Source organism: Enterococcus villorum (assembly GCF_007990225.1).
GTDB lineage: Bacteria > Bacillota > Bacilli > Lactobacillales > Enterococcaceae > Enterococcus_B > Enterococcus_B villorum.
In genome coordinates this window covers 1-25,749 of the sequence record NZ_BJWF01000005.1, presented here as the reverse complement: position 1 = coordinate 25,749, position 25,749 = coordinate 1, and the positions used below count along the sequence as shown (strand labels likewise).

Below are 25,749 nucleotides of genomic sequence, written 5' to 3'. Positions count from 1 at the left end.
GTATTTACTTGATAAAAGCGAGTTTGGAGCTGGTGAAAGCCAAACGAAAAGAGTACAATGAAGCGCACTTGGAGAACGCTGTCTAGCACAGACGGTCATCTACCGTTATCAGATAAAGTGGGTTCTAACAAATAGAACAATTGGAGTGGTACCGCGGGATATCTCGTCTCTAGTGATTATATGCATATAATCACTAGAGATTTTTTTGTTTTGAACAAACAAAAGTATTTTAGGAGGAATGTAAATGAATAACAAAGCTATTGTTGCAAAAGCAATCTATCATGTCGTGAAAGACGATCTTACAATGGAACAGGTGGAGCAGCTGTTAGAAAATCCAAAATCTGCAGATCATGGAGATGTTGCATTTCCAGCATTCTCACTAGCAAAAATTTATCGCAAAGCACCACAACAAATTGCGGCAGAACTTGCGGAAAAAATCGATCCAACAAATTTTGAGAAAATTGAAGTGGTTGGACCATACTTAAACTTCTTCATGGACAAAGGAATGATCAGTCAAGAGGTTTTGGCTGTTGTTGTGAAAGAAAAAGAACATTATGGCGATAGTACTATTGGAAATCATGGGAATGTACCTATCGATATGTCCTCACCGAATATTGCCAAACCGATTTCTATGGGCCATTTACGTTCAACGGTTATTGGTAACTCAATTGGCTTTATTATGGAAAAATTAGGCTATCAACCGATTCGCATCAACCATTTAGGTGACTGGGGTACGCAGTTTGGTAAATTGATTGTTGCCTATAAAAAATGGGGTTCAGAAGAAGCAGTTAAAGCTGAACCAATCAATGAATTATTGCGTCTTTACGTTCAATTCCATGAAGTAGCAGAAACACAACCAGAATTAAATGATGAAGCACGTTCTTGGTTTAAACGTTTAGAAGAAGGCGATAAAGAAGCCATTGAATTGTGGCAATGGTTCCGTGATGAATCAATGAAAGAATTTAACAAAATTTATGATTTACTGGAAGTTCGTTTTGATTCATTGAACGGTGAAGCATTCTATAATGACAAAATGGATGAAATCGTCGAACTTTTAGAAGAAAAACATTTATTGCAAGAAGATAAAGGAGCAGAAATCGTTGATTTGTCTGCTTACGATCTAAACCCAGCATTAATTAAAAAATCTGATGGTGCAACACTTTATATTACACGTGACTTGGCGGCGGCTCTTTATCGCAAACGCACGTATGATTTTAAACAATCCTTGTATGTAGTTGGAAATGAACAAAGCTATCATTTCAAACAGTTAAAAGGTGTACTGAAAGAACTAGGTTTTGACTGGTCAGATGACATGCACCATATTCCGTTTGGATTGATTACCCAAGGTGGGAAAAAATTATCTACACGTAAAGGAAAAATCGTTCTATTAGAAGAAGTTCTTAACGAAGCTATTCAATCTGCCAAAGAACAGATCAGCGAGAAAAATCCTGATTTAGAAAATAAAGATATCGTAGCAAAACAAGTCGGAGTTGGGGCAGTTATTTTCCACGATTTGAAAAACGATCGCTTGAATACATTTGACTTCAATTTAGAAGAAGTAGTTCGCTTTGAAGGAGAAACTGGACCATACGTTCAATACACACATGCTCGTGCAATTAGCTTGTTAGAAAAAGCAGGATTTACACCATCAGAAGAGCAAGCGTATGCTTTGAAGGATGAAAACAGTTGGGAAGTGGTTAAATTAATCCAAAAATATCCTGAGACTGTTTTACAAGCTGGTGAAAAATATGAACCTTCGATCATCGCCAAACATGCAATTAAATTAGCACAAGCATTTAATAAGTATTATGCTCATACAAAGATTTTAGTTGAAGATGAAGAAAAAGAATCTCGTCTTGCTTTAGTTTACGCTGTATCCGTCTTATTGAAAGAAGACTTACGTTTACTTGGGCTTCATGCTCCAGATAAAATGTAAAAATTAATTGTCTGAAAATATATAGCTTTAAAAAATTAACCACTCTATTACAAGATTTGAGAGTCAAATTTTGCAACAGAGTGGTTTTTTCTCTTTCGTTAGAGTTCTTTCGATTATTAATTAAAAATAGTTGCTTCGTTTGGATGGTGTAAAAATTTTTCGACTAATTTTGCTTCTTCTTCATCTTTAGAAATGACGATCGTGGTATCAAATCCAGCAATAGTACTGACAATATGAGGTGGTTTGATATCATCTAAAACAGCAGCAAAAAGGTGCGCATTATCTGGTAATGTATGCACGATTGTCAGAAAATGAACCCGTTCTACTTTTAAAACAATATCTTCAATCATTTGTACAAGCCGTCTTTCATCCTCTGTTTTGGTTTCCTTTCCTTTTTTTTCTTGAAAAAGTACAAAATGAGATACACCATCTTCATCAGGTGCTTTGACAATTTTTAAATCGCGGATATCACGAGAAATCGTAGCTTGTGTGGCTGTTACACCGTAATCCTGCAATTTAGTTAATAGTTCTTCTTGTGTGTGTATCGTAGACTCCCCAATTACTTGTTTAATCAGTAAGTGTCGCTCAGACTTACGCATGTTCTCTCCCCCTCACAAAAAATTCCACATGTATCATATCAAAAAAAAACCATATTGCCCATTTATTTTTCTAGTTTATGACAAGAGGCTGTGAAAAGGTTGTTCTGCATCAAGCAATAAGAACGAACAGAGAAAAACAGCTCCTTATGTTTTTCCTCTGTTTGGGTTTATTGCCGTAGATGCAAACCTTTGAACGCCGTTTAAGCTAAGAGGCTGGGAAAGAAGCGTTTAGCTCCGAGAAATAAGACAAAATTCACGAAAATTGCTTTTCAAATTTTTGTGAATTTTGTCTTATTTCCGAAGGAGTTGCTTCTGTTCCCGCCGTTTAAGCCAAGAGGTCGTGAAAGCATCGTTTAGCTCTGCTGAGAACAAGAAAAAATTTTTTGAAATAGCTTCTCATATTTTAAAAAATTTAGGCTTATTTCAAGGAGCTGATGCTTGAACACCGTTTATGACAAGAGGTCGTGAAAGTAGCGTTTAGCTCCGAGCGAATAGGAGATACATTTTTAAAATAGCTCTTCATATTTTAGAAATGTATCTCTTATTGTTGAGGAGTTGCTACTTGAACACCGTTTACACATATCTAAAGTTTGAGGCAAAAGTACTCTTTACTTTTTGTACCTCTTCTAAAACAAATATAAAACGGTAGAAATGAAAAGAATAAGAGAAAACAAAAGATAAGATTATTCTTGATATTTAACGATAAGTCAGGTAAAATATTGAATGTTGAGCAGAAATACCCCTTTAACTATTGCTATACCAAGTAGTTACTTGTATAATGTTTGAGGATGCTTTTTGCATCAATAAATCCACATTCTTGTTGGATCGTTGATAGGTGCTTGAAAAAGTTTGTCAGCGAGGTGAAAGACAAGAAGAGGGAAAATAAAACCAAATCGGAGGAAACAAAAATGGCAGTAATTTCAATGAAACAATTACTAGAAGCCGGCGTACACTTTGGTCACCAAACTCGTCGCTGGAACCCAAAAATGAAGAAATATATCTTCACAGAAAGAAATGGTATCTACATCATCGACTTACAAAAAACTGTTAAGTTAGTAGATGCAGCTTATGACTACATGAAGAGCATTGCAGAAGAAGGCGGTGTTGCTTTATTCGTAGGTACAAAAAAACAAGCACAAGAAGCAATCAAAGATGAAGCAATTCGTGCTGGACAATACTTTGTAAACCATCGTTGGTTAGGTGGAACATTGACTAACTGGGATACAATCCAAAAACGTATCAGCCGTTTGAAACAAATCAATGCAATGGAAGAAGATGGAACTTTTGAAGTTTTACCTAAAAAAGAAGTTGCTGGTTTGAACAAACAACGTGAACGTCTTGAAAAATTCTTAGGCGGTATCGCTGATATGCCAAGAATTCCAGATGTAATGTACATCGTAGACCCACGTAAAGAACGTATTGCTGTTCAAGAAGCGCATAAATTAAATATTCCAATCGTAGCTATGGTTGATACAAACTGCGATCCAGATGAAATCGACGTAGTTATTCCTTCAAATGACGATGCTATTCGTGCCGTTAAATTGATTACTTCAAAAATGGCAGATGCATTTATTGAAGGAAATCAAGGGGAAGACCAAGTAGTTGAAGAAGATTTTGTAGCAGAAAACAATGCAACTTCAATCGAAGAAATTGTTGATGTTGTAGAAGGCGACAACACTTCAGCAGAATAATTTTTAAATGATGGAGCTGTTTCAAAGGCTAGGCGACAAGCCTCACTCTCCTTTGAAACAGCTTTTTTTAAAAAGAAAATATAGGAGGAAACAAAAATGGCAGATGTAACAGCTAAAATGGTAAAAGAACTACGCGAAATGACAGGCGTAGGTATGATGGATGCGAAAAAAGCATTGGTTGAAGTAGAAGGCGATATGGAAAAAGCAGTGGATCTTTTACGTGAAAAAGGAATGGCCAAAGCTGCGAAGAAAAATGACCGTATTGCAGCTGAAGGACTAGCTTCAGTAGCAGTGAAAGGAAATACTGCAGCAATCGTTGAAGTAAACTCAGAAACTGACTTCGTTTCTAAAAACGAAATGTTCCAAGATTTAGTAAAAGAGATCGCTGAACTTGTAGCAGAAAACAAACCAGCAGACATGGACGCTGCAATGAAAATCAAAACAGAAAAAGGAACAATTGAATCTGATTTGATTGAAGCAACACAAGTAATTGGAGAAAAAATCAGCTTCCGTCGTTTTGAAGTAGTTGAAAAAGAAGATAACGCTGCTTTTGGTGGCTACTTACACATGGGTGGACGTATCGCTGTCTTAACTGTTTTAGATGGTACAACTGATGAAACTGTTGCAAAAGATGTAGCTATGCACGTAGCAGCAATCAATCCTCGCTATGTAAATGAAACTCAAATTCCTGAAGCTGAATTAGAACACGAAAAAACTGTTCTGACAGAACAAGCTTTAAACGAAGGAAAACCAGCAAATATCGTTGAGAAAATGGTTGAAGGACGTTTGAAAAAATTCAAAGCAGAAATCGCTTTGGTTGACCAACCATTTGTAAAAGATCCTGATATGACTGTTGAAAAATATGTTGCTTCTAAAGGCGCAACTGTGAAAACATTTGTACGTTTTGAAGTTGGCGAAGGAATCGAAAAACGCGAAGACAACTTTGTTGAAGAAGTAATGAGTCAAGTGAAAAAATAATTCTGAATATTTTTTAAGGTGTGCGTTCTAAACCAAGTTCAAAGTTGAGATAATTTTCTCAACTTTGAATCATCGTTAGAAATGACACTTATTTGGAATTAATCAAGGAGCAGCGACGTATGTCACAGCTCTTTTTTTTAGGCATAGGTATAAATAATTAGACTTTTAGTGGCTAAATTATCTGAATATGGTAAAATAGCAATAGAAAATATTGGAGGAATGAACATGGTGACACCGAAATATCAGCGTGTAGTCTTAAAATTAAGTGGAGAAGCTTTAGCTGGGAATGAAGGGTTTGGCATCAAACCACCCGTTATTAAAGAAATTATCCAAGAAATCAAAGAGGTACACGAATTAGGCGTCGAAATGGCGATCGTTGTAGGCGGTGGCAATATTTGGCGCGGACAAATCGGTGCGCAAATGGGCATGGAACGTGCACAAGCCGATTACATGGGAATGCTAGCAACAGTGATGAATGCTTTAGCACTACAAGATACATTGGAAAATGTAGGTGTACCGACACGAGTACAAACTTCAATTGAAATGCGTCAAATCGCTGAACCGTACATTCGTAGAAAAGCAGAGCGTCATTTGGAAAAAGGACGTATAGTGATTTTTGCAGGCGGAACAGGAAATCCATATTTTTCAACAGATACAACTGCGGCATTAAGAGCAGCTGAAATTGGTGCAGATGTTATTTTAATGGCGAAAAATAATGTTGATGGTGTTTATTCAGCCGATCCGAAAGTCGATTCAAGTGCGGTGAAATTTGAAGAATTAACTCACTTAGAAGTTATTGCAAAAGGTTTACAAGTTATGGACTCTACTGCTAGCTCATTAAGTATGGATAACGATATTCCATTGCTTGTCTTTAATTTAAACGAACATGGAAACATCCGACGCGCTATTTTAGGTGAAAATATCGGAACAACTGTAAGGGGGAAATAGAAATGGCTGATGCAATTATGACAGAAGCAAAAGAAAAAATGCAAAAAGCAGCACAAAATCTACAACGTGAACTAGGACAAATTCGTGCAGGTCGCGCCAATGCAAGTTTACTTGACCGAATCACCGTCAATTACTATGGTGCACCAACACCATTGAACCAAATGGCATCCATCCAAATTCCAGAAGCACGTGTCTTAATGATCACACCATTTGATAAAAGCATCCTTCAAGATGTGGAAAAAGCGATTATGGCAAGTGACATTGGAATCAGTCCTACCAATGATGGGAATGTTATCCGTTTAGTCATTCCACAATTAACAGAAGAACGTCGAAAAGAATTAGCAAAAGACGTGAAAAAAGAAGCTGAAAATGCAAAAATCGCTGTACGTAATATTCGTCGTGATGCAATTGACGAGTACAAAAAACAACAAAAAAATGGTGATATTACAGAAGACGATCTACGTGGGTTAGAAAAAGAAGTACAAACGCTAACCGATAAGAGCATCAAAGAAGTTGATAAAATTGCCAGCGAAAAAGAGCAAGAGTTATTAGAAGTTTAATAAATAGAATAACTTAAATAAAACAAATCTCAAAACACATAGTTGTTTTGAGATTTTTTTATGAGGTCGTTCAACTGACCGAAAGAAAAAAGGAATAATAGGGAACTAGATCGATGAAAAATCTTAGGGTGGGATACAAAAAGTCTACTTTTATTAAAAAAGTTAAAAAAAACTTTGGGAAATAACTAAAAAAATCAATAGATCATAGGAAAACCTTACATAAATTGCTATAATACAAAAGATAGTGGTAATTTCTAGTATAGGAGGAAAAAGAATGTTACGTTTTTTTCCGCAAAAAAACAAGTATATTCAAGAAATAAGTGATTTTCAATTTGATGCCAAAGGACCCATCCCTCAGCATGTTGCAATTATCATGGATGGAAATGGTCGATGGGCACAAAATCGACGACTACCTCGTGTTGCCGGCCATAAAGAAGGTATGGAGACAGTAAAAAAAGTAACAAAAAAAGCTTCTAGATTAGGCGTGAAAGTTTTGACTCTCTATGCTTTTTCAACAGAAAATTGGAAACGTCCTAAAGACGAAGTACGTTTTTTAATGCAGCTTCCAGTGGATTTCTTTGACACGTTTGTACCAGAATTGATCAAAGAAAATGTGAAGGTGCATGTCATGGGATATGAAGAATTGTTGCCAGAACATACCCAAGATGCCGTTCGTCGAGCGATTAAACAAACAAAAGATAATACGGGAATGATCCTCAATTTTGCTTTAAATTACGGCAGTAGAGCAGAAATCGTTACAGCCGTCAAAAAAATTGCCGAAGAAGTAAAAAAACAAGAGACGACAGTGGAGTCGATTGATGACACAATGATTGCTAACCACTTGATGACAGGTTTTTTACCAACTGAATTACGTGATCCTGAACTGGTGATCCGAACAAGCGGAGAAGAAAGAATCAGTAATTTTTTACTTTGGCAACTTGCTTATAGCGAGTTGTATTTTACAAAAGCCTTGTGGCCTGATTTTGATGGCGACCACTTAGAAGAAGCAATTGCTGCTTTTCAAAACAGAGATCGACGCTTTGGTGGTGTGAAGAAAGTAGAGAAAGAAGGGGATCCATCATGAGACAACGAGTAATTACAGCTGTTATTGCATTAGCTTTATTTCTACCAATTATTTGGATCGGTGGCATGGCCATTGAGTTTGTAGCAGCTTTATTAGCAGTAGTTGGTGTATATGAACTATTTAGAATGAAAGGTTTAACGTTATTAAGTTTTGAAGGGATTTTATCGGCTATTGGTGCAGTCATCTTAGTTTTACCAAAAGAACGTTGGTTTTTCTTCTTACCAGAAAAGACCAGTACCTTTATGCTGTTTTATTTTATCGTCATGATTTTACTGGGAACGTCCGTTCTATCCAAAAATACTTATACCATAGATGAAGCAGGATTTCCTGTCATTGTCAGTCTGTATGTAGGAATCGGTTTTCAAAATTTCGTCAATGCACGAACAGAAGGAATCGCTGTTTTGATTTTTGGTTTATTTATCGTTTGGGCAACAGATATCGGTGCTTATATGGTGGGTAGGAAATATGGTAAGCACAAACTAAGTCCAGATGTTTCGCCAAATAAGACGATTGAAGGGGCATTAGGCGGGATTGCCAGTGCTTTAGTTGTGGCTATTTTATATTTCTTACTTTATCCTTCAAAAGAACTATTTGGTCATGGGATGTTCGTGATGCTTCTTTTAACCATTCTTTTATCGATTGTTGGTCAATTTGGCGATTTGGTCGAATCGTCAATTAAGCGTCATTATGAAGTCAAAGATTCTGGGAATATCTTACCTGGACATGGCGGAATCCTCGACCGTTTTGATAGTCTGCTGTTTGTTTTTCCAATCATGCATTTATTTGGATTGATTTAGAACAAGCAGGTAATTGATAGAAATATACAGCAATTATTAAAAAATGAACACTATTGGTGAATAATGAATAATATGGTAAAATTAAAGTGTTTTATTTAACATGGAAAATAAAAGAGTAAAGGAGAATGTAAAATGAAAACAATTATCACATTTATTATTGTTTTTGGCATTTTGGTTATTGTTCATGAATTTGGACACTTCTTCTTTGCGAAACGATCAGGAATTCTCGTTCGTGAATTTGCAATTGGAATGGGCCCGAAAATTTATGGGCATCAAGCAAAGGACGGGACGACCTATACACTACGTTTATTGCCTATCGGAGGTTATGTACGGATGGCAGGAAACGGAGACGATGAAACAGAAATGGCTCCTGGAATGCCGTTATCTCTTTTGTTAAATTCTGATGGTATCGTAGAGAAAATCAATTTAAGTAAAAAGGTACAGTTAACAAACGGTATCCCACTAGAACTGATTCGCTATGACCTTGAAGAGGAATTAACGATTACTGGTTATGTAAATGGTGATGAAGATCAAGAAGTCACTTATTCAGTCTCACATGATGCTTCGATTATTGAAGCTGATGGAACGGAATTACGGATTGCGCCAAAAGATGTTCAATTTCAATCAGCAAAACTATGGCAAAGAATGTTGACCAATTTCGCAGGTCCCATGAATAACTTTCTCTTAGCTATTGTTTTATTCATCATACTTGCTTTCATGCAAGGTGGTGTTCAAGTGACAAATACTAACCAAATAGGTAAAATCTTGCCAAATGGAGCAGCTCAAGCAGCAGGCTTAAAAGAAAATGATGCGATTTTAAATGTTGATGGTAAAGCGATTCATTCTTGGAATGATTTAACGACGCTAATCACTGAAAATCCTGAGAAAAAATTAACGTTTGAAGTAGAACGTGATGGCAAGAAGCAATCCATTGATGTAACGCCAAGTGCCGTTGAAACAAATGGCAAACAATATGGACAATTGGGGATTCAAGCTCCTATGAAAACAGGTTTTATGGATAAAATCATTGGTGGTACCCAACGTGCTTTTAGTAGTTCTCTAGAAATTTTTAAAGCGTTAGGTTCACTTTTTACCAATTTTAGCCTCGATAAATTAGGCGGTCCAGTCATGATGTTCCAATTATCATCAGAAGCGGCTGATCAAGGCATAATGACAATTATTACTTTGATGGCTGTTCTTTCAATGAACTTAGGAATCGTCAACTTATTACCAATCCCAGCCCTTGATGGTGGAAAATTAGTTTTAAATGTTTTTGAAGGTATTAGAGGAAAGCCGTTGAGTCAGGAAAAAGAAGGATTTATCACTTTAGCAGGATTTGCTTTATTAATGCTGTTAATGGTTTTAGTCACATGGAATGATATCCAACGATTCTTTTTCTAGAAAAAGTTCATAAATAGGGTATAATGACAAACAGTCGATTATTATTGAGAAATAAAGGAGTATATAGAATGAGACAATCAAAAATGTTGATTCCGACATTACGCGAAGTTCCAAATGATGCAGAAGTGTTAAGTCATCAAATTTTACTAAGAGCAGGGTATATTCGCCAAGTATCAGCTGGTATTTATTCTTATCTACCGCTAGCAAACCGTGTATTAGAAAAACTAAAAAACATTATGCGGGAAGAATTTGAAAAAATTGGTGCTGTTGAAATGTTGATGCCAGCACTTTTGCCAGCTGAATTGTGGGAGGAATCTGGACGTTATGAAACATACGGTCCTAATTTGTATCGTCTCAAAGATCGCAATGATCGCAAAATGATCTTAGGTCCAACACATGAAGAAACTTTTACAGAATTGATTCGTAATGAAATCAATTCATATAAAAAATTACCGTTAAACCTTTACCAAATTCAAACGAAATATCGTGATGAAAAACGACCTCGCTTTGGCTTACTACGTGGAAGAGAATTTATCATGAAAGATGCTTATTCTTTCCATTCTTCCGAAGAAAGTTTAGATGAAACTTACAAAGATTATGAAAAAGCTTATACAGAAATATTTAAACGTTGCGGCTTAGATTTTCGAGCAATCATCGGAGATGGCGGTGCAATGGGCGGTAAGGATTCTAAAGAATTCATGGCAATTTCTGAAATTGGCGAGGATACCATCTGCTATTCAACCGAAAGTGATTATGCAGCAAACTTAGAAATGGCCACGAGTTATTATGTTTCTAAGAAATCACATGAAACTCAGCTTGAATTAGAAAAAGTTGCTACGCCAGAAGTGAAGACGATTGAAGAAGTGGCTGGCTTCTTTGAGACTGAACCTCAAAAAATTATCAAATCGGTCTTATTTATAGCCGATGAAGAACCAGTCCTTGTCTTAGTGCGCGGCGACCATGACGTTAACGATGTAAAATTGAAAAACTTTTTAGCTGTTGATTTCTTAGAAGAAGCAACAGAAGAAGATGCACAAAAATATCTTGGCGCTGATTTTGGTTCTGTCGGTCCAGTGAATGTGTCAGAAGAGGTAAAAATTTATGCGGATCGTCACGTACAAGATTTAGCAAATGCGATCACAGGAGCAAATGAAACGGGCTATCATTTTGTAAATGTTAATCCAGAAAGAGACTTTTCTGTCATTTCCTATGAGGATCTTCGTTTTGTACAAGAAGGTGATCCTTCTCCGGATAATCATGGTGTATTAGCCTTTACACGTGGGATTGAAATTGGGCACATCTTTAAATTAGGTACACGTTACAGTGAATCAATGGGTGCAACAGTTTTAGATGAAAATGGGCGCGAAAAATTTGTGATTATGGGCTGTTATGGAATTGGCGTCAGTCGTTTGCTTTCAGCAATCGTTGAACAAAATTCAGATGAGAATGGCATCAACTGGCCAAAAGGAATTGCGCCGTTTGACTTACATGTTGTTCAAATGAATTTAAAAGATGACTACCAAACAAACTTAACCAATGAAGTAGAAAAAACAATGTCAGAAGCTGGCTATCAAGTGTTAGTAGATGATCGAAATGAACGAGCAGGCGTGAAATTTGCTGACTCTGATTTAATTGGCTGTCCAATTAGAATCACAGTAGGTAAGAAAGCAGTAGACGGCATTGTCGAAGTAAAAATCAAAAAAACAGGAGAAATGGTAGAAGTGCGCAAAGAAGAATTAGTCAACACTTTGCCAATCCTATTAAATCAATAAGCAACTATATGTAATCTTATTTAAAAATAAAAGACAAACCTCGACATCAATCAGGTTTGTCTTTTTCTTTTCAACTTTATTTTTCCATAAGAAATAATTTATTTTACCAAGTTTTTTTCATCATAGATTCAGTGACCAACTATATATGGGATCAAAAGTAGCTGTTGCTCACAAAACTAACGATATGTTTCATTGAGTCCACTAGTTTGCTGACTGGTGGAACACCAAAACAAATCGAGGATTCTATCAATAAATCGTTGGTACTAAGCCTCCGTCAAGACGTAATGCGGCACCAGAAAATGAGGAAGCATAAGGACTGGCAACAAACGCAACAAAACGGCCAATTTCTTCTGGGCGGATCAAACGCTGAATCTGCGAAAGCGGACGATGATTTTTCATAAAATCTTGTTCCCATTCCGATTGGGGTAGCGTGCTGTCTGCGTACATGTTTTCTAACATTTTTTGGACACCTTCTGTTAAAGTCGATCCTGGCATGATGGTGTTGACAGTAACTTGTGAACCAGATGTTAATTTAGATAAACTTTTTGCTAAAGAAAGATTCATCGTTTTTGTCATACTATATTGTGCCATTTCCCCTGAAGGCATCACGGCTTCTTCGCTAGCAATAAAAATCACACGACCAAAATCTTGTACGAGCATTTTAGGTAAATAAAATTTTGCCAAAGCATTTCCTGATAGGACGTTAATATTGAAGAAACGTTCCCATACTTCATCCGTGATATCTAAGTAATCCATTGGTTCAAAAATGCCCATATTATTTATTAAAATATCTACTTTAGGAAATTTAACAAACAGTTCTTCACGAGCTTTGCGATCAGCTAAATCAAAAGGTGCCCCTTGCGGATTGGTATGAGGAAAATTTTTTTTCAGTTCAGCTACTACTTGGTTAACAACCTCAGCTTGCCGCCCATTAATGATCACATCTGCCCCTTCTTTTGCTAATTCAGTTGCAATTGCTTTTCCGATGCCTTTTGTGGAACCTGTAACAAGAGCTGTTTTATGTGATAAACCTAATTCCATTTTGCACACTCCATTCTTTTAGATGAACTTAGTTTTCCCCACTGGATTTAATGGCTGAAGTGGGTATCTTTTGGAAAGAGTTATCACCCATCAATAGAAGATGGGCGATTTCTATCTTTTTAAATTACTTAAAATCAAATGTATCTGGGTTAGGACCAACACGTAAATCTTCATTTAAAGCATTTAAAGCGTTCATGTCTTCTTCTGAAAGGGTAAAATCAAAAATTTCTGCATTGCTTTTCATACGTTCTGGTTTCACAGATTTAACAACCAATAAAATTTCTTGCTGGACATCCCAACGTAAGATAACTTGTGCTGCAGAAACATGATGTTTTTTAGCAATTTCCAGTACAACTGGATGATTTAATAACTGGCCTTGCATTAATGGAGACCATGCTTGTATTTTAATATTGTGTTTGGCACAAAAATCACGTAATGTTTTTTGGGATAATTTTGGATGCAATTCAACCTGGTTAATCACAGGAACGATTTGTGTTTCGGCTAATAATTTTTCTAAATGATGCACTTGAAAATTGCTGACACCGATTGCTTTGATTTTTCCTTCTTGATACAAGTGTTCCAAAGCACGCCAAGACTCTAAATAAGCTTCGTTTCCCGGCCAATGGATTAAGTAAAGATCAAGGTAGTCTAAGCCTAGACGTGACAAACTTTCTTCAAAAGCATGGATCGTTTCATCATAGGATAAATGATTGTTCCAGACTTTTGAAGTGACAAATAATTCTTCACGAGAAATCCCAGCAGCAGCTAATCCTTCTTTGATACCAATACCAGTACCGATTTCATTATCATATATTTGAGCTGTATCAATCAAGCGATAGCCCTTTAAAATTCCTGCTTTTACAACTTCAGCCGTTTGAGCATCTGGAATTTGAAAAACGCCTAGTCCCATCCCTGGAATTTTTGTTTGGTTGTTTAAAGTGACGTGCTCATTTAATGCGTGGATCATATGTGATTCCTCCTTTGAAATTCAATAAATATACTGTATACTAGAAAAATTCAAATAGATAGTACCTACTTTTTTGTTCTATAGTGTCGAAAAAGTAACTTTTGTAGAATAACCACATTTTTGGAGGTAAAAATGAACGAAAAAATTTATAATATCGGTGTAGAGGCGACCATGGATGTCATTGGTGGCAAATGGAAGCCAATCATTTTGTGTAATCTTCGCCATGGTTCCATGCGACCAAGTGATTTGAAACGAAAAATTCCTAAACTTAGCCAAAAAATGTTAACCCAACAACTACGCGAATTAGAGGCAGACAAAATTGTCTTACGTACCTCTTATCATCAAGTTCCACCAAAAGTCGTATACTCTTTAAGTGACTACGGCAAAACGTTAAGTAGTGTACTCGATGCATTATGTGATTGGGGCGAGATGCACGTATCGACATTAAAAGAGCAAGGCACACCAGTCATTTTGCGTTGCGAAGAGTCATTAGAAGAACAATAATTTAGCCTGCTTACATGGTTAGATATTGAAAGTTCGTCGATACGTTTTTTACTTAAAAAACGAATATTTTTAAAAGAAAAATAGCTCATTTTGCTAAATTGATCCATTTTTTGGAAGTGAGTAAGAAGATTCTTTCTCGGTTTTTAATGTAAAAACATCTAAAAACAGGTATACTAGATAGTACTGAAAAAGAAGAGGCTAAAAAAATAAAAAACAAGTTTTATTTGTACCTCGTCAGAAAGGGCGTGTTGTTTTGTCAGAAAAACGAGAGTTATTTGAAAAACTGTTGGAGCAAATTCAACTAGAAGAAGTGGAAAAAAATCATCCATTAATCTCAACTGGCGAAATGGAACGTGTAGTGGTTCATCGGAAATCCAGATTATGGGAATTTACCTTACACTTTTCACAAATTTTACCGATCATGCTCTACCGTTCATTATTCCAGCATTTGACAGTTGCGTTTAAAGATATCGCACAGATCAAATTAACGATTCATGCGGATAGTCAACAGTTCGATGAGAAATTATTACAAGATTACTGGGCACAAGCGTTGGAAAGCCAACAATGTGACACTCCTTTGGCGCAACAAGTATTAAAAACACAAGTTCCGCTACTGAAAGACCATAAAATCATTTTGCCCGTAGATAGCAGTGGGGCAATCAATTACTTAAAGCAACAATATTTACCGTTAGTGGAAACTTTATTTATCAGTTATGGTTTTCCTAAGTTTCGGATTGAACCTGAAATTGATGAAGAACAAGCAGAGCGTGTCTTAAAACTATTTGAAGAACGCAAACAAGAACAAGCAGAAGCCTTTATGAAGCAAGCAGCTGAAAGTCTGATTGTCCATGAGCAAAAGAAAAAAGAAAAAAAGGAACAGGTACCTGCTTTAGAGGGCCCGATCCAACTTGGACGCAATATTCCTGCGGATGAACCAACCATCCCTATGATCAATATCGTAGAAGAAGAACGTCGAGTAACTCTTGAAGGCTACGTATTTGATAAAGAAGTTCGTGAGCTTCGATCCAAACGTAAAATTTTAACTTTAAAAATTACGGACTATACATCTTCATTTATTGTCAAAAAGTTTTCCAATAATGAAAAAGATGAACAAATTTTTGAAGCGATTAATGTGGGTAGTTGGTTAAAAGTCAGAGGAAGCATACAAGAAGATACATTTGTACGTGATCTAGTCATGAATGCCCAAGATATTCTGGAAGTCAAACATGCCCCTCGTAAAGATTACGCACCTGAAGATTCAAAACGCGTAGAGTTACATGTCCACAGTAATATGAGTACTATGGATGCTACAAATAGTATTTCTGACATTGTGGCGCAAGCGGGTAAATGGGGACATAAAGCCATCGCTATTACGGATCATGGAGGAGCCCAAGCCTTTCCAGAAGCGCATAGTGCTGGGAAAAAAGCGGGCGTTAAAATTCTATATGGTGTGGAAGCCAACGTGGTCGATGATGGGGTGCCAATTGCGTATAATGATGCGCATGTTTCTTTAAATGAAGGAACTTATGTGGTGTTTGACGTGGAAACCACCGGTCTATCTGCCGTTTATGATACGATCATTGAATTAGCTGCTGTGAAGATGTACAAAGGAAATGTGATTGCAAGTTTCGATGAATTTATTGATCCGGGCCATCCACTTTCAAGAACAACGGTTGATTTAACAGGTATTACGGATGAAATGGTTCGTGGGTCTAAGTCAGAAGAAGAAGTGTTACGCCTGTTTCTCGAATTTTCACAGGATGCGATACTTGTTGCCCACAATGCAGCATTTGACATGGGCTTTTTAAACACGAGTTATGCAAAATACGGGATTCCAGAAGCTGCTAACCCTGTGATTGATACCCTTGAGCTTGCAAGGTATCTCTATCCACAATTTAAGCGTTTTGGTTTAGGCGTTTTATCTAAAAAATTTGGCGTAAGTCTTGAGCAACATCACCGTGCCATTTACGATGCAGAGGCAACTGGGCATTTAGCATGGATCTTTGTAAAAGAAGCTATGGAAAATCATGAAATGCTTTATCATGATCAATTGAATGCCCATGTAGGAGAAGGCGATTCTTATAAACGTGCCCGTCCGTTTCATGTGACAATCTTGGCGAAGAATCAAGCTGGATTAAAGGACTTATTCAAATTAATTTCCATGTCGAATGTGGAGTATTTTGAACGTGTGCCACGTATTCCTAGGTCTCAGTTGAAGAAGTTGCGAGAAAATCTTTTCATCGGGTCTGCGTGTGATAAAGGCGAGATTTTTGAAGCAATGATGCAAAAAGGGATCGAAGAAGCCAGAAACCGTGCAAAATTTTATGATTATATCGAAGTTATGCCTAAAGCTGTTTATGCGCCATTACTTGAGCAAGAATTAGTCAAAAATGAACATGATCTAGAGGAAATCATTCGTAATTTAGTTGAAATCGGTCAAACGTTAAATAAAATAGTCGTAGCTACTGGAAATGTCCATTATTTAAATGAAGAAGATGCGATCTATCGTAAAATTTTAATTAATTCAATGGGGGGCGCTAATCCGCTGAATCGCCATAGCTTACCAGATGTTCATTTTCGAACAACGGATGAAATGCTAACGGCGTTTAACTTTTTAGGAGAAGAGCTGGCCAAAGAAATTGTGGTGGATAATACAAACAAAATTGCGGATCTTTGTGAAGAGGTCATTCCTGTTAAAGATGATCTATATACGCCCAAAATTCCGGGATCAGAAGAAGAAATTTCTGAGTTGAGTTATTCTAAAGCTAAACAATTATATGGAGATCCGTTACCAGAAATCATTCAAAAACGTTTAGAAAAAGAATTAAACTCCATTAATGGGAATGGATTTTCGGTGATTTATTTAATTGCACAAAAACTTGTCCACAAAAGTAACGAGGATGGTTATTTAGTTGGTTCTCGTGGATCGGTAGGTTCTAGTTTTGTCGCCACTATGACAGGAATTACGGAAGTCAATCCATTAGCGCCTCACTATTTTTGTCCAGATTGTCAGTACTCAGAATTCTTTGAAGATGGCACGTATGGTTCAGGGTTTGACATGCCGGAGAAAAACTGCCCTAAATGTGGCGCTCGCTTAAACAAAGATGGTCATGATATTCCATTTGAAACTTTCTTAGGTTTTCATGGCGACAAAGTACCAGATATTGATCTAAACTTTTCAGGTGATTATCAAGCTGAAGCCCACAACTATACCAAAGTGTTGTTTGGAGAAGAGTATGTTTATCGGGCAGGAACAATCGGTACAGTGGCCGATAAAACGGCGTATGGTTTTGTAAAGGGCTATGAACGAGACCATAACTTGCAATATCGGAGTGCCGAAGTGGATCGATTAGCAAAAGGTGCGACTGGTGTAAAAAGAACGACCGGACAGCATCCTGGAGGAATCATTGTTATTCCTGATTATATGGATGTTTATGATTTCACACCGATTCAATATCCAGCAGATGACCAAAGTTCTGAATGGAAAACGACCCACTTTGACTTTCATTCCATTCATGACAATGTCTTAAAACTGGATATACTTGGACACGATGATCCGACGGTTATTCGTATGTTGCAAGATTTGTCTGGGATTGATCCGCAGACTATACCGACTGATGATCCTGAAGTCATGAGGATTTTTGCAGGTCCTGAAGTGTTAAATGTGACCAGTGAACAGATCTATTCAAAAACTGGGACACTGGGTATTCCAGAATTTGGAACACGCTTTGTTCGAGGAATGTTAGAAGAAACGCACCCAAGAACCTTTGCTGAATTATTACAGATTTCAGGTTTGTCACACGGAACCGACGTTTGGCTAGGAAATGCCGAGGAGTTAATTAAACGAGGCGATGCTACCTTAGCCGAAGTTATCGGTTGTCGTGATGATATTATGGTTTATTTGATTCATGCAGGTTTAGATAGTGGAATGGCCTTTAAGATCATGGAAACGGTACGTAAAGGTCTTTGGAATAAGATACCTGATGAATTGCGAGAAACTTATTTGACGGCGATGAAAGAAAACAACGTACCAGATTGGTATATTGATTCCTGTTCTAAAATCAAATACATGTTCCCGAAAGCCCATGCTGCAGCTTATGTGCTCATGGCTTTGCGAGTGGCTTATTTTAAAGTATACTTCCCGATTCTATATTATTGCGCTTATTTTTCAGTACGTGCAGATGATTTTAATTTAGTGGCGATGTGTAAAGGCAAAGAGGCCGTAAAGCAAGCCATGAAAGAAATCACTGACAAAGGGCTAGATGCTTCTGTGAAAGAAAAGAACCAGTTGACGGTCTTAGAACTAGCCAATGAAATGTTAGAAAGAGGCTTCCACTTTGGAATGATCGATTTATATAAATCCGATGCGGTGAATTTTGTAATTGAAGGCGACACTTTAATTGCTCCATTTCGAGCAGTGCCAAGTTTAGGGACAAACGTTGCCAAACAAATTGTAGAAGCAAGACAAGATGGTCCGTTCTTATCAAAAGAAGACCTTGCCACACGTGGGAAAGTCTCAAAAACATTGATTGAATACATGAATGACAATGGGGTATTAAAAGACTTGCCAGATGAAAATCAACTTTCGCTTTTTGATATGTTTTAACCGAGTATTGACGTGGATACTTGTCATTTTAAGCGAAACATGGTATAGTTATGTTAGGTAATGATACTAACTGTGAGTGAGCGGAATTTTCGCTCACTCTTTTTAATGGAATTACGGATCCAATTTTAAGGAGGCGAAATTTTTGAGTAGCGTCGTTGAAACAGTCACAGAAATGGTGACTCCGATTTTAGATGAACAGAATTTTGAACTTGTAGAAGTAGAATTTGTGAAAGAAGGCAAAAGTTGGTTTTTACGAGTATTCATTGACAAGGATGGCGGAATAGATATCGAAGAATGTGCATGGGTGAGTGAAAAACTGAGTGAAAAACTTGATGCAGCCGATCCAGATCCTATTCCACAAGCCTACTTTTTAGAGGTGTCTTCGCCTGGCGCAGAACGTCCACTAAAAAAAGAGGAAGACTATCAAAAAGCACTTGGAGAATATATCCATGTTTCTTTCTATCAACCTGTTGAGGAAGAAAAGCAGTACGAAGGATTTCTTCAATTAGTAGACGCTGAACAGCTTATATTGAAAATTCGCATCAAAACACGAGAAAAAGAATTGGTTATTGACCGAAAAAATATTGCCAAAGCTCGCTTAGCAATCCAATTTTAATCACGGAGAGGAAAACAGAAGAATGAGTAAAGAAATGCTAAACGCATTAGATGCATTGGAAGCAGAAAAAGGAATTTCAAAAGAAATCGTGATTGACGCTTTAGAAGCGGCTTTAGTTTCTGCTTACAAACGTCATTATGGACAAGCTCAAAACGTTGAAGTCGAATTTGAGCAAAAAAAAGGAAAAATCCATGTCTATGCTGTAAAAGAAGTGACAGAAGAAGTAATGGATTCACAACTTGAAGTTTCATTAAAAGATGCTCTTTTAATTAACCCTGCCTATGAGATTGGCGATACTATCCGTTTTGAAGTGACGCCAAAAGACTTTGGTCGAATTGCTGCACAAACAGCTAAACAAGTCATTTTGCAACGTGTAAGAGAAGCAGAAAGAACCATCATCTATAATGAATTTAGTGCTTACGAGAAAGACATTATGCAAGGGATCGTTGAGCGCCAAGACAAACGCTATATTTATGTCAATCTTGGGAAAATTGAGGCTGTTTTATCCAAACAAGACCAAATGCCAAATGAATTTTATCAACCACATGACCGCATCAAAGTGTATGTTTCTCGTGTAGAAAACACGTCAAAAGGTCCTCAAGTTTTTGTTAGTCGTAGTCATCCAGACCTTTTACGTCGGTTATTTGAACAAGAAGTACCAGAAGTATATGATGGAATCGTTGAAATTGTTAGCATCGCAAGAGAAGCAGGCGACCGTTCAAAAGTCGCTGTTCGTTCAAACGATGAAAACATTGATGCGGTCGGTACTTGTGTCGGACCTAAAGGACAACGTGTTCAAGCGATTGTTAATGAATTAAAAGGCGAGAATATGGACATTGTTGAATGGGATGAAGATCCAGCAGTATTTATTACAAATGCCTTAAACCCAGCACAAGTGGTCGATGTAATCTTTGATGAAGAAAACCCTAAAGCTTGTACAGTCGTTGTGCCAGACTATCAATTATCATTGGCCATTGGTAAACGTGGGCAAAATGCTCGTTTAGCGGCAAAATTGACGAATCATAAAATTGACATTAAGTCAGAGTCAGATATGGCTGATTATTATGAGCAACAAGCCCAAAAACAAGAAGAAACAGCAGAAGCCATCCATGATGAAGCAATTGTTCAGTCAGATTTGACAGATGATGAATATGAAACCATTGCATTCAACGACGAAAAGTTTGAAGAAAACGATCAAGATGCTTAACTGATCGCTTAGGAGGCAAAGAGATGAAACAAAGGAAAATCCCTTTACGCAAATCTGTGGTTTCAGGTGAAATGAAACCCAAAAAAGAGATGATTCGAATTACCCGTTCAAAAGAAGGGGAAGTATCGATTGATCCCACTGGGAAAATGCCAGGGCGCGGTGCGTATGTCTCACTTGAGCCGGATGAAGTACAACAAGCTTGGGATAAGAAAATTCTGGATCGAGCGTTAGAAACAACTTTAACAGATGAATTTTATCAAGAACTCTTAGATTACGTATCACACCAGAAAGCACGAAAAGAGCTCTTTGGTAAATGAATGAAGTCAATCGGCAAAAAGCCATGAATCTCATTGGATTAGCCATGCGAGCAGGTAAACTAATTACCGGTGAAGAATTGACGATCGGAGATATTCGAAAAAACAAAGCGAAAATTGTGTTTGTCGCCAGTGATGCAAGTGAGAATACGAAGAAAAAGATAAAAGATAAAAGTTCATATTATGAAGTTCCTTGCTTTGAGTTATTTTCTGAAGCGGAAATCACGCAGATAATTGGACGACCTCGCAAAGTATTTGGCATTATCGATAATGGATTTGCGAAGAAAACCAAGGAGCTAATTGAAGGTTAGGAAGGTGATTGCATGAGCAACAAACGAATTTATGAACTAGCAAAAGAGTTAAATAAGCCTAGTAAAGACGTTGTGGAGAAAGCGCAGCAACTTGGCATCCATGTCAAAAACCACATGGGAGCTATTACAGAAAATGAGGAAAAAAAGTTGCAACAAGCGTTTCATCAAAAACAAACGAATAAAAAACCAGTACAGCCAGCAAGCCAAAAACCAGCCAGAAACCAGCCAGATGAACGAAGAAAACCAGAAACAACAACGAAACAACAAAAAAATAACCGCAACTATCAAGATCGCGGTCAAGGGAGCGGTCAAGTGACTCAAGGAAAAAATCAATCAGCAAATCAAAACCGAAACAATGGAGGCGGCAATAACCAAAACCGTCCAAGCACCAACCAAGGTGGAAATCAAAACCGAAACAACAATAACAATCGCGGGAAATTCAATAATAATAACCGCAATCGTTTCAATAAAAAAGGCAAAAAAGGCAAACAACAAACATCAAATAAACCTGCAGTTCCACCACGTAAATTCCGTGAATTACCAGAAGTATTAGAGTATACAGAAGGAATGAACGTTGCAGATATCGCCAAAAAAATCCATCGTGAGCCAGCGGAGATCATTAAAAAATTATTCTTACTTGGCGTGATGGTTAACCAAAACCAAGCATTGGATAAAGACACCATCGAATTATTAGCCACGGATTATGGCATGGAACCACAAGAAAAAGTCCAAGTGGACATCGCAGACATTGATAAATTCTTTGAACCAGAAGAATTAAATCCAGATAATCTTGTTTCTCGTCCTCCTGTAGTAACAATCATGGGACACGTCGATCATGGGAAAACGACGTTGCTTGATACGTTACGTCATTCACGTGTCACAAGTGGAGAAGCAGGCGGAATTACTCAACATATTGGTGCCTATCAAATTGATATTGATGGCAAACCAATCACTTTCTTAGATACACCAGGACATGCGGCGTTTACAAGCATGCGTGCTCGTGGTGCAAGTATTACGGATATCACTATTTTAGTTGTGGCAGCTGATGATGGTGTGATGCCACAAACAGTGGAAGCCATCAACCATGCCAAAGCAGCCGGTGTGCCAATTATTGTTGCTGTCAATAAAATTGATAAACCAGGAGCGAACCCACAACATGTGATGCAGGAATTAAGTGAATACGAATTGATTCCAGAAGCTTGGGGTGGCGAAACAATCTTTGTTGAAATCTCTGCGAAATTCGGACAAAATATTGACGAATTACTAGAAATGATTTTATTAGTAGCAGAAGTGGAAGACTTAAAAGCCGATCCTAAACAGCGTGCAATCGGTACAGTTATTGAAGCACGACTTGATAAAGGAAAAGGTCCAGTGACAACTTTACTTGTTCAACAAGGAACTTTAAATGTAGGGGATCCGATCGTTGTAGGAAATACCTATGGTCGTGTTCGTGTGATGGTCAATGATTTAGGTCGTCGTGAAAAATCTGCCGGTCCTGCTACGCCAGTGGAAATCACTGGTTTAAATGATGTTCCTCAAGCAGGAGATCGTTTTGTTGTCTTTGAAGATGAGAAAACAGCACGAGCAGCTGGGGAAGAACGAGCAAAACGAGCATTATTAGAACACCGTGCAAGTACTAGCCGTGTCACATTAGACAACTTATTTGAAAGCCTAAAAGAAGGCGAATTAAAAGAAGTCAATGTAATCATTAAAGCAGATGTTCAAGGTTCCGCTGAAGCATTAGCTGCTTCATTGAAGAAAATCGATGTTGAAGGAGTACGTGTAAAAATCGTCCATTCAGCAGTTGGTGCCATCAATGAAAGTGATGTGACATTAGCAGCAGCAAGTAATGCCATTATCATCGGCTTTAACGTTCGTCCGACACCACAAGCCAAAAGCCAAGCAGACAATGAAGAAGTTGATATTCGCTTGCACCGTATTATTTATAAAGCCATCGAAGAAATTGAAACAGCGATGAAAGGGATGCTTGATCCAGAATTTGAAGAAAAAATTACTGGTCAAATGATTGTTCGTGAAACATTCAAAGTATCGAAAGTTGGAACCATTGCCGGAGCCTATGTAACGGAAGGCTATATTCGCAGAGATAGTGGCGTACGTGTGATTCGTGATGGCATTGTTATTTACGAAGGTCAATTAGCTAGCTTGAAACGCTTCAAAGATGACGTAAAAGAAGTCAAAATGGGCTACGAATGTGGCGCAATGATCGAAAAATTCAACGACATCAAAGTGGATGACGTAATTGAAGGATTCATCATGGAAGAAATTAAAAACAATTAATTTAAAGGAGGCCGCTCAATATGGCAAACTACCGAGACCGCCGAGTCGGTCAAGAAATTTTAAAAGAAGTCAATGACATTTTACGTAAAAAAGTGCGTGATCCACGAGTGGAAAATGTTACAATCACCGATGTACATGTGACGGGCGATTTACAACAAGCCACCATTTACTATAGTATTCTTTCTGATTTAGCATCAGATAAGAAAAAAGCAAAAGAAGGCTTAGAAAAAGCCAGTGGTTTAATTCGACGTGAACTAGGACACAACTTAAGCATCTATAAAACGCCTGAATTAACATTTGAATTAGATGAATCCGTTGGTTACGGAAATCATATTGACGAATTGTTGCGTAATTTAAATAAAGATTAAAAAAAAGAACTATAAACTTTGTAAATGCAAGGTTTATAGTTCTTTTTTTGATTCATATTCTTAATGAATAAAAAAGGATAGTCGATCATTTGCTTCCTTTGTCCAGAAAAAATTCATGAAGTTTGAAAACCTGCATAATAAAAGAAATGAGAGAAAATGTTTAGCTAAGAAAATATTTCCATATAAGCTAAGTGTTGAAAAAAACACTAATTTTTGAATTTTTTATGATTCAGTTGTTCATCTCCATCCTTCATTCAGTGAAGGCACCTTTTTAATTTCTTATTCAATCTATGGATGAGAAAATTTGTGAATTAGAAAAAGAGCCAAGTTCTAAATAAACAAAGTGGAGCCAGATCGTTCTTTTCCCTTTATTTGCGTAGAGAAATGGGCAAAACAAAGCAGTAAACTATTTTTATTGATTCTTCATGTGAAATCTAGTGAACGACCTCTTCATATCATCACATTCTTTATACAAAAAAATAGATGATTTTCTGACGATTTCCTAACAAAAAATCCCAGTCAAAAACCTACTTTTAATAAGTAAAAAATGACGTTTTGTAATCATCTACACCCTGTTACTCTTAAATAGGTAAGGTATTTAGTTAATATTTCTTCGAAAAAAATAACAAAAGGAGTGAATAAAAACAACAAAAAGGAAATCAGTTACATAACAATCAAATGACAAGAAAGTTTTTACTAAGAAGAGCTAAAACCGTCATTGGGAACTTTCATAAATAGAAATACATAAAGGAGAATTTCATTGAAAACAAGAAAAAAGCTAATAAATAGTATCTTGATTTTAGCACTCGCTTTTGGACAAACCAGTGGTACCATTGTTGAAGCTGTTTCCGTGTTAAATACAATCGGAAGTAGCAACACGAAGAAAGTCATACAAAAAAAGGAAGAAACAAAAGGCAAGACCAGTAAAAAAGCCACTCAATCAACCAAAGAAGAAACGAAAGAAGAAGTAAAGAAGGATACCGAAACAAGTACAATCCAAGGTAGGAGTCTTGTTCTTTCGGCAAGAGCGTCAGAGGAAAATCCGACTTTTACTAAAGTAAAACCAGTTCCTGATAGTATCAGTGTTCCTGAGGCAACTTTAGACAGACAAGTCGGTGATCATGTTTTAAATTATTGGCGTAAAAAACTGCCTGAGATATTTGATGACGCTAACGACAACTATCAAGTGGGTGATAAGTTCACTTTTGGAGTATCTCAAGTATTAGCAAGGAGTAGCGAGAAAACTCCAATTGGTTTTTGGGATTCGTGGAGTTCCTCTGCTAACATTTGGTACATGGGTACTTTGAGAGATGGTACTCAAGAAGGGCGTGCTAATGATATTTATTATGTAACGACAACTTCGGAAAGTGGGAATTGGCAAATTCATATTACACCCTCTGATGCTTCAATCCATATATTTGGAACAACACTTCAGAACCTAAATTTATATATAACATTTACTCGTCTAAAAGTAGCACCACCGCAAAAAGAAGTGTTTAAAATACCTAAATTTGTCTATACATACTATGGAAACTCTGGATTGCCGGGAGGGATGGTTGGTTACCGAACGTTTTATTTGCCACTTGAACTTGCATTCGATTTTCAAAATGCTGAAAACATAATCGGTAAAATCAAGGTAAATATCAAAACAGGTGACCATACATTAGGCGAGCACCAATCAACGATTCCTAACCCAGAAGAGTATGTAACTGCTGAAAATACCCGTGGAAAAGTTACTTATGAATGGGTGA

At 37.2% G+C, this 25,749-nt stretch carries 20 protein-coding genes, 1 pseudogene and 1 other annotated feature (1 of these 22 only partly in view); of the genes and pseudogenes, 18 read left to right on the top strand and 3 right to left on the bottom strand.

What is annotated here, in order from left to right:
- Window positions 1-174 (top strand) — a binding site (T-box leader); it begins 27 nt to the left of the window's first position.
- Window positions 175-244: 70 nt separating this feature from the next.
- Window positions 245-1,936, top strand: coding sequence for an arginine--tRNA ligase (gene argS / locus EVI01_RS03510; RefSeq protein ID WP_010752141.1), 1,692 nt, complete (start codon window positions 245-247; stop codon window positions 1,934-1,936).
- 116 nt (window positions 1,937-2,052) lie between these two features.
- Here argS and EVI01_RS03505 read toward each other — a convergent pair whose 3' ends face one another.
- Window positions 2,053-2,535 carry an arginine repressor gene (locus EVI01_RS03505; protein WP_010752140.1) on the bottom strand — a complete coding sequence of 161 codons (483 nt, stop codon included), beginning with the start codon at window positions 2,533-2,535 and terminating at the stop codon, window positions 2,053-2,055.
- Window positions 2,536-3,443: 908 nt separating this feature from the next.
- On the opposite strand from EVI01_RS03505, the gene rpsB reads away from it, so the two are divergent.
- From rpsB to EVI01_RS03465, 8 genes are all read left to right on the top strand, one after another.
- Window positions 3,444-4,226 carry a 30S ribosomal protein S2 gene (gene rpsB / locus EVI01_RS03500; RefSeq protein ID WP_010752139.1) on the top strand — a complete coding sequence of 261 codons (783 nt, stop codon included), beginning with the start codon at window positions 3,444-3,446 and terminating at the stop codon, window positions 4,224-4,226.
- A 96-nt stretch (window positions 4,227-4,322) separates the two neighbouring features.
- Window positions 4,323-5,204, top strand: coding sequence for a translation elongation factor Ts (tsf, locus tag EVI01_RS03495; protein ID WP_010752138.1), 882 nt, complete (start codon window positions 4,323-4,325; stop codon window positions 5,202-5,204).
- Window positions 5,205-5,429: 225 nt separating this feature from the next.
- Window positions 5,430-6,152: a UMP kinase gene (gene pyrH, locus EVI01_RS03490; RefSeq protein ID WP_010752137.1), complete on the top strand. Its 723-nt coding sequence runs from the start codon at window positions 5,430-5,432 to the stop codon at window positions 6,150-6,152.
- A 2-nt stretch (window positions 6,153-6,154) separates the two neighbouring features.
- Window positions 6,155-6,712 (top strand): ribosome recycling factor, encoded by a 558-nt coding sequence (gene frr / locus EVI01_RS03485; protein ID WP_010752136.1) that lies wholly within the window; start codon window positions 6,155-6,157, stop codon window positions 6,710-6,712.
- 274 nt (window positions 6,713-6,986) lie between these two features.
- Window positions 6,987-7,796: an undecaprenyl pyrophosphate synthase gene (uppS, locus tag EVI01_RS03480; protein ID WP_010752135.1), complete on the top strand. Its 810-nt coding sequence runs from the start codon at window positions 6,987-6,989 to the stop codon at window positions 7,794-7,796.
- On the top strand, window positions 7,793-8,593 hold the full coding sequence (locus EVI01_RS03475; RefSeq protein WP_010752134.1) for a phosphatidate cytidylyltransferase: 801 nt from the start codon (window positions 7,793-7,795) through the stop codon (window positions 8,591-8,593). Before uppS ends, EVI01_RS03475 begins: the two co-directional genes overlap by 4 nt.
- A 132-nt stretch (window positions 8,594-8,725) precedes the next feature.
- Window positions 8,726-9,994 (top strand): RIP metalloprotease RseP, encoded by a 1,269-nt coding sequence (gene rseP / locus EVI01_RS03470; RefSeq protein ID WP_010752133.1) that lies wholly within the window; start codon window positions 8,726-8,728, stop codon window positions 9,992-9,994.
- 68 nt (window positions 9,995-10,062) lie between these two features.
- Window positions 10,063-11,766, top strand: coding sequence for a proline--tRNA ligase (locus EVI01_RS03465; RefSeq protein ID WP_010752132.1), 1,704 nt, complete (start codon window positions 10,063-10,065; stop codon window positions 11,764-11,766).
- A 246-nt stretch (window positions 11,767-12,012) separates the two neighbouring features.
- On the opposite strand, the gene EVI01_RS03460 is transcribed toward EVI01_RS03465, so the two are convergent.
- Window positions 12,013-12,807, bottom strand: coding sequence for an SDR family NAD(P)-dependent oxidoreductase (locus EVI01_RS03460; RefSeq protein ID WP_010752131.1), 795 nt, complete (start codon window positions 12,805-12,807; stop codon window positions 12,013-12,015).
- 124 nt (window positions 12,808-12,931) lie between these two features.
- Window positions 12,932-13,774 carry an aldo/keto reductase gene (locus EVI01_RS03455; protein WP_010752130.1) on the bottom strand — a complete coding sequence of 281 codons (843 nt, stop codon included), beginning with the start codon at window positions 13,772-13,774 and terminating at the stop codon, window positions 12,932-12,934.
- A 132-nt stretch (window positions 13,775-13,906) separates the two neighbouring features.
- Here EVI01_RS03455 and EVI01_RS03450 point away from each other — a divergent pair, with 132 nt between their 5' ends.
- The 9 genes and pseudogenes from EVI01_RS03450 to EVI01_RS03410 form a co-directional block, all read left to right on the top strand.
- On the top strand, window positions 13,907-14,278 hold the full coding sequence (locus EVI01_RS03450; RefSeq protein ID WP_010752129.1) for a winged helix-turn-helix transcriptional regulator: 372 nt from the start codon (window positions 13,907-13,909) through the stop codon (window positions 14,276-14,278).
- A 253-nt stretch (window positions 14,279-14,531) separates the two neighbouring features.
- The gene (locus EVI01_RS03445; RefSeq protein WP_010752128.1) at window positions 14,532-18,884 is read left to right on the top strand and encodes a PolC-type DNA polymerase III; all 4,353 of its coding nucleotides are present in this window, start codon (window positions 14,532-14,534) and stop codon (window positions 18,882-18,884) included.
- 142 nt (window positions 18,885-19,026) lie between these two features.
- Window positions 19,027-19,500, top strand: coding sequence for a ribosome maturation factor RimP (gene rimP / locus EVI01_RS03440; protein ID WP_010752127.1), 474 nt, complete (start codon window positions 19,027-19,029; stop codon window positions 19,498-19,500).
- A gap of 22 nt (window positions 19,501-19,522) precedes the next feature.
- The gene (gene nusA / locus EVI01_RS03435; RefSeq protein WP_010752126.1) at window positions 19,523-20,707 is read left to right on the top strand and encodes a transcription termination factor NusA; all 1,185 of its coding nucleotides are present in this window, start codon (window positions 19,523-19,525) and stop codon (window positions 20,705-20,707) included.
- Between the two features lie 23 nt (window positions 20,708-20,730).
- Window positions 20,731-21,024 carry an RNase P modulator RnpM gene (gene rnpM / locus EVI01_RS03430; RefSeq protein ID WP_010752125.1) on the top strand — a complete coding sequence of 98 codons (294 nt, stop codon included), beginning with the start codon at window positions 20,731-20,733 and terminating at the stop codon, window positions 21,022-21,024.
- Complete coding sequence (locus tag EVI01_RS03425) at window positions 21,021-21,332, top strand: YlxQ-related RNA-binding protein (protein ID WP_010752124.1); 312 nt, start codon at window positions 21,021-21,023, stop codon at window positions 21,330-21,332. The genes rnpM and EVI01_RS03425 overlap by 4 nt, the downstream gene beginning before the upstream one ends.
- Before the next feature lie 12 nt (window positions 21,333-21,344).
- Window positions 21,345-23,630 carry a translation initiation factor IF-2 gene (gene infB / locus EVI01_RS03420; RefSeq protein ID WP_010752123.1) on the top strand — a complete coding sequence of 762 codons (2,286 nt, stop codon included), beginning with the start codon at window positions 21,345-21,347 and terminating at the stop codon, window positions 23,628-23,630.
- A 20-nt stretch (window positions 23,631-23,650) separates the two neighbouring features.
- On the top strand, window positions 23,651-23,998 hold the full coding sequence (rbfA, locus tag EVI01_RS03415; RefSeq protein WP_010752122.1) for a 30S ribosome-binding factor RbfA: 348 nt from the start codon (window positions 23,651-23,653) through the stop codon (window positions 23,996-23,998).
- A 760-nt stretch (window positions 23,999-24,758) separates the two neighbouring features.
- A pseudogene (locus EVI01_RS03410) lies at window positions 24,759-25,749 on the top strand (cell wall protein); the annotation flags it as partial.

What these genes read in the sequence shown, in the direction of transcription:
- rpsB (WP_010752139.1), top strand. Translation starts at nt 3,444, where the DNA reads ATGGCAGTAATTTCAATGAAACAATTACTAGAAGCCGGCGTACACTTT.
- frr (WP_010752136.1), top strand. Translation starts at nt 6,155, where the DNA reads ATGGCTGATGCAATTATGACAGAAGCAAAAGAAAAAATGCAAAAAGCA.
- rseP (WP_010752133.1), top strand. Translation starts at nt 8,726, where the DNA reads ATGAAAACAATTATCACATTTATTATTGTTTTTGGCATTTTGGTTATT.
- EVI01_RS03455 (WP_010752130.1), bottom strand. Translation starts at nt 13,774, where the DNA reads ATGATCCACGCATTAAATGAGCACGTCACTTTAAACAACCAAACAAAA.
- pyrH (WP_010752137.1), top strand. Translation starts at nt 5,430, where the DNA reads ATGGTGACACCGAAATATCAGCGTGTAGTCTTAAAATTAAGTGGAGAA.
- EVI01_RS03465 (WP_010752132.1), top strand. Translation starts at nt 10,063, where the DNA reads ATGAGACAATCAAAAATGTTGATTCCGACATTACGCGAAGTTCCAAAT.
- nusA (WP_010752126.1), top strand. Translation starts at nt 19,523, where the DNA reads ATGAGTAAAGAAATGCTAAACGCATTAGATGCATTGGAAGCAGAAAAA.
- EVI01_RS03460 (WP_010752131.1), bottom strand. Translation starts at nt 12,807, where the DNA reads ATGGAATTAGGTTTATCACATAAAACAGCTCTTGTTACAGGTTCCACA.
- rbfA (WP_010752122.1), top strand. Translation starts at nt 23,651, where the DNA reads ATGGCAAACTACCGAGACCGCCGAGTCGGTCAAGAAATTTTAAAAGAA.
- uppS (WP_010752135.1), top strand. Translation starts at nt 6,987, where the DNA reads ATGTTACGTTTTTTTCCGCAAAAAAACAAGTATATTCAAGAAATAAGT.
- argS (WP_010752141.1), top strand. Translation starts at nt 245, where the DNA reads ATGAATAACAAAGCTATTGTTGCAAAAGCAATCTATCATGTCGTGAAA.
- rnpM (WP_010752125.1), top strand. Translation starts at nt 20,731, where the DNA reads ATGAAACAAAGGAAAATCCCTTTACGCAAATCTGTGGTTTCAGGTGAA.
- EVI01_RS03450 (WP_010752129.1), top strand. Translation starts at nt 13,907, where the DNA reads ATGAACGAAAAAATTTATAATATCGGTGTAGAGGCGACCATGGATGTC.
- tsf (WP_010752138.1), top strand. Translation starts at nt 4,323, where the DNA reads ATGGCAGATGTAACAGCTAAAATGGTAAAAGAACTACGCGAAATGACA.
- EVI01_RS03475 (WP_010752134.1), top strand. Translation starts at nt 7,793, where the DNA reads ATGAGACAACGAGTAATTACAGCTGTTATTGCATTAGCTTTATTTCTA.
- infB (WP_010752123.1), top strand. Translation starts at nt 21,345, where the DNA reads ATGAGCAACAAACGAATTTATGAACTAGCAAAAGAGTTAAATAAGCCT.
- EVI01_RS03505 (WP_010752140.1), bottom strand. Translation starts at nt 2,535, where the DNA reads ATGCGTAAGTCTGAGCGACACTTACTGATTAAACAAGTAATTGGGGAG.
- EVI01_RS03425 (WP_010752124.1), top strand. Translation starts at nt 21,021, where the DNA reads ATGAATGAAGTCAATCGGCAAAAAGCCATGAATCTCATTGGATTAGCC.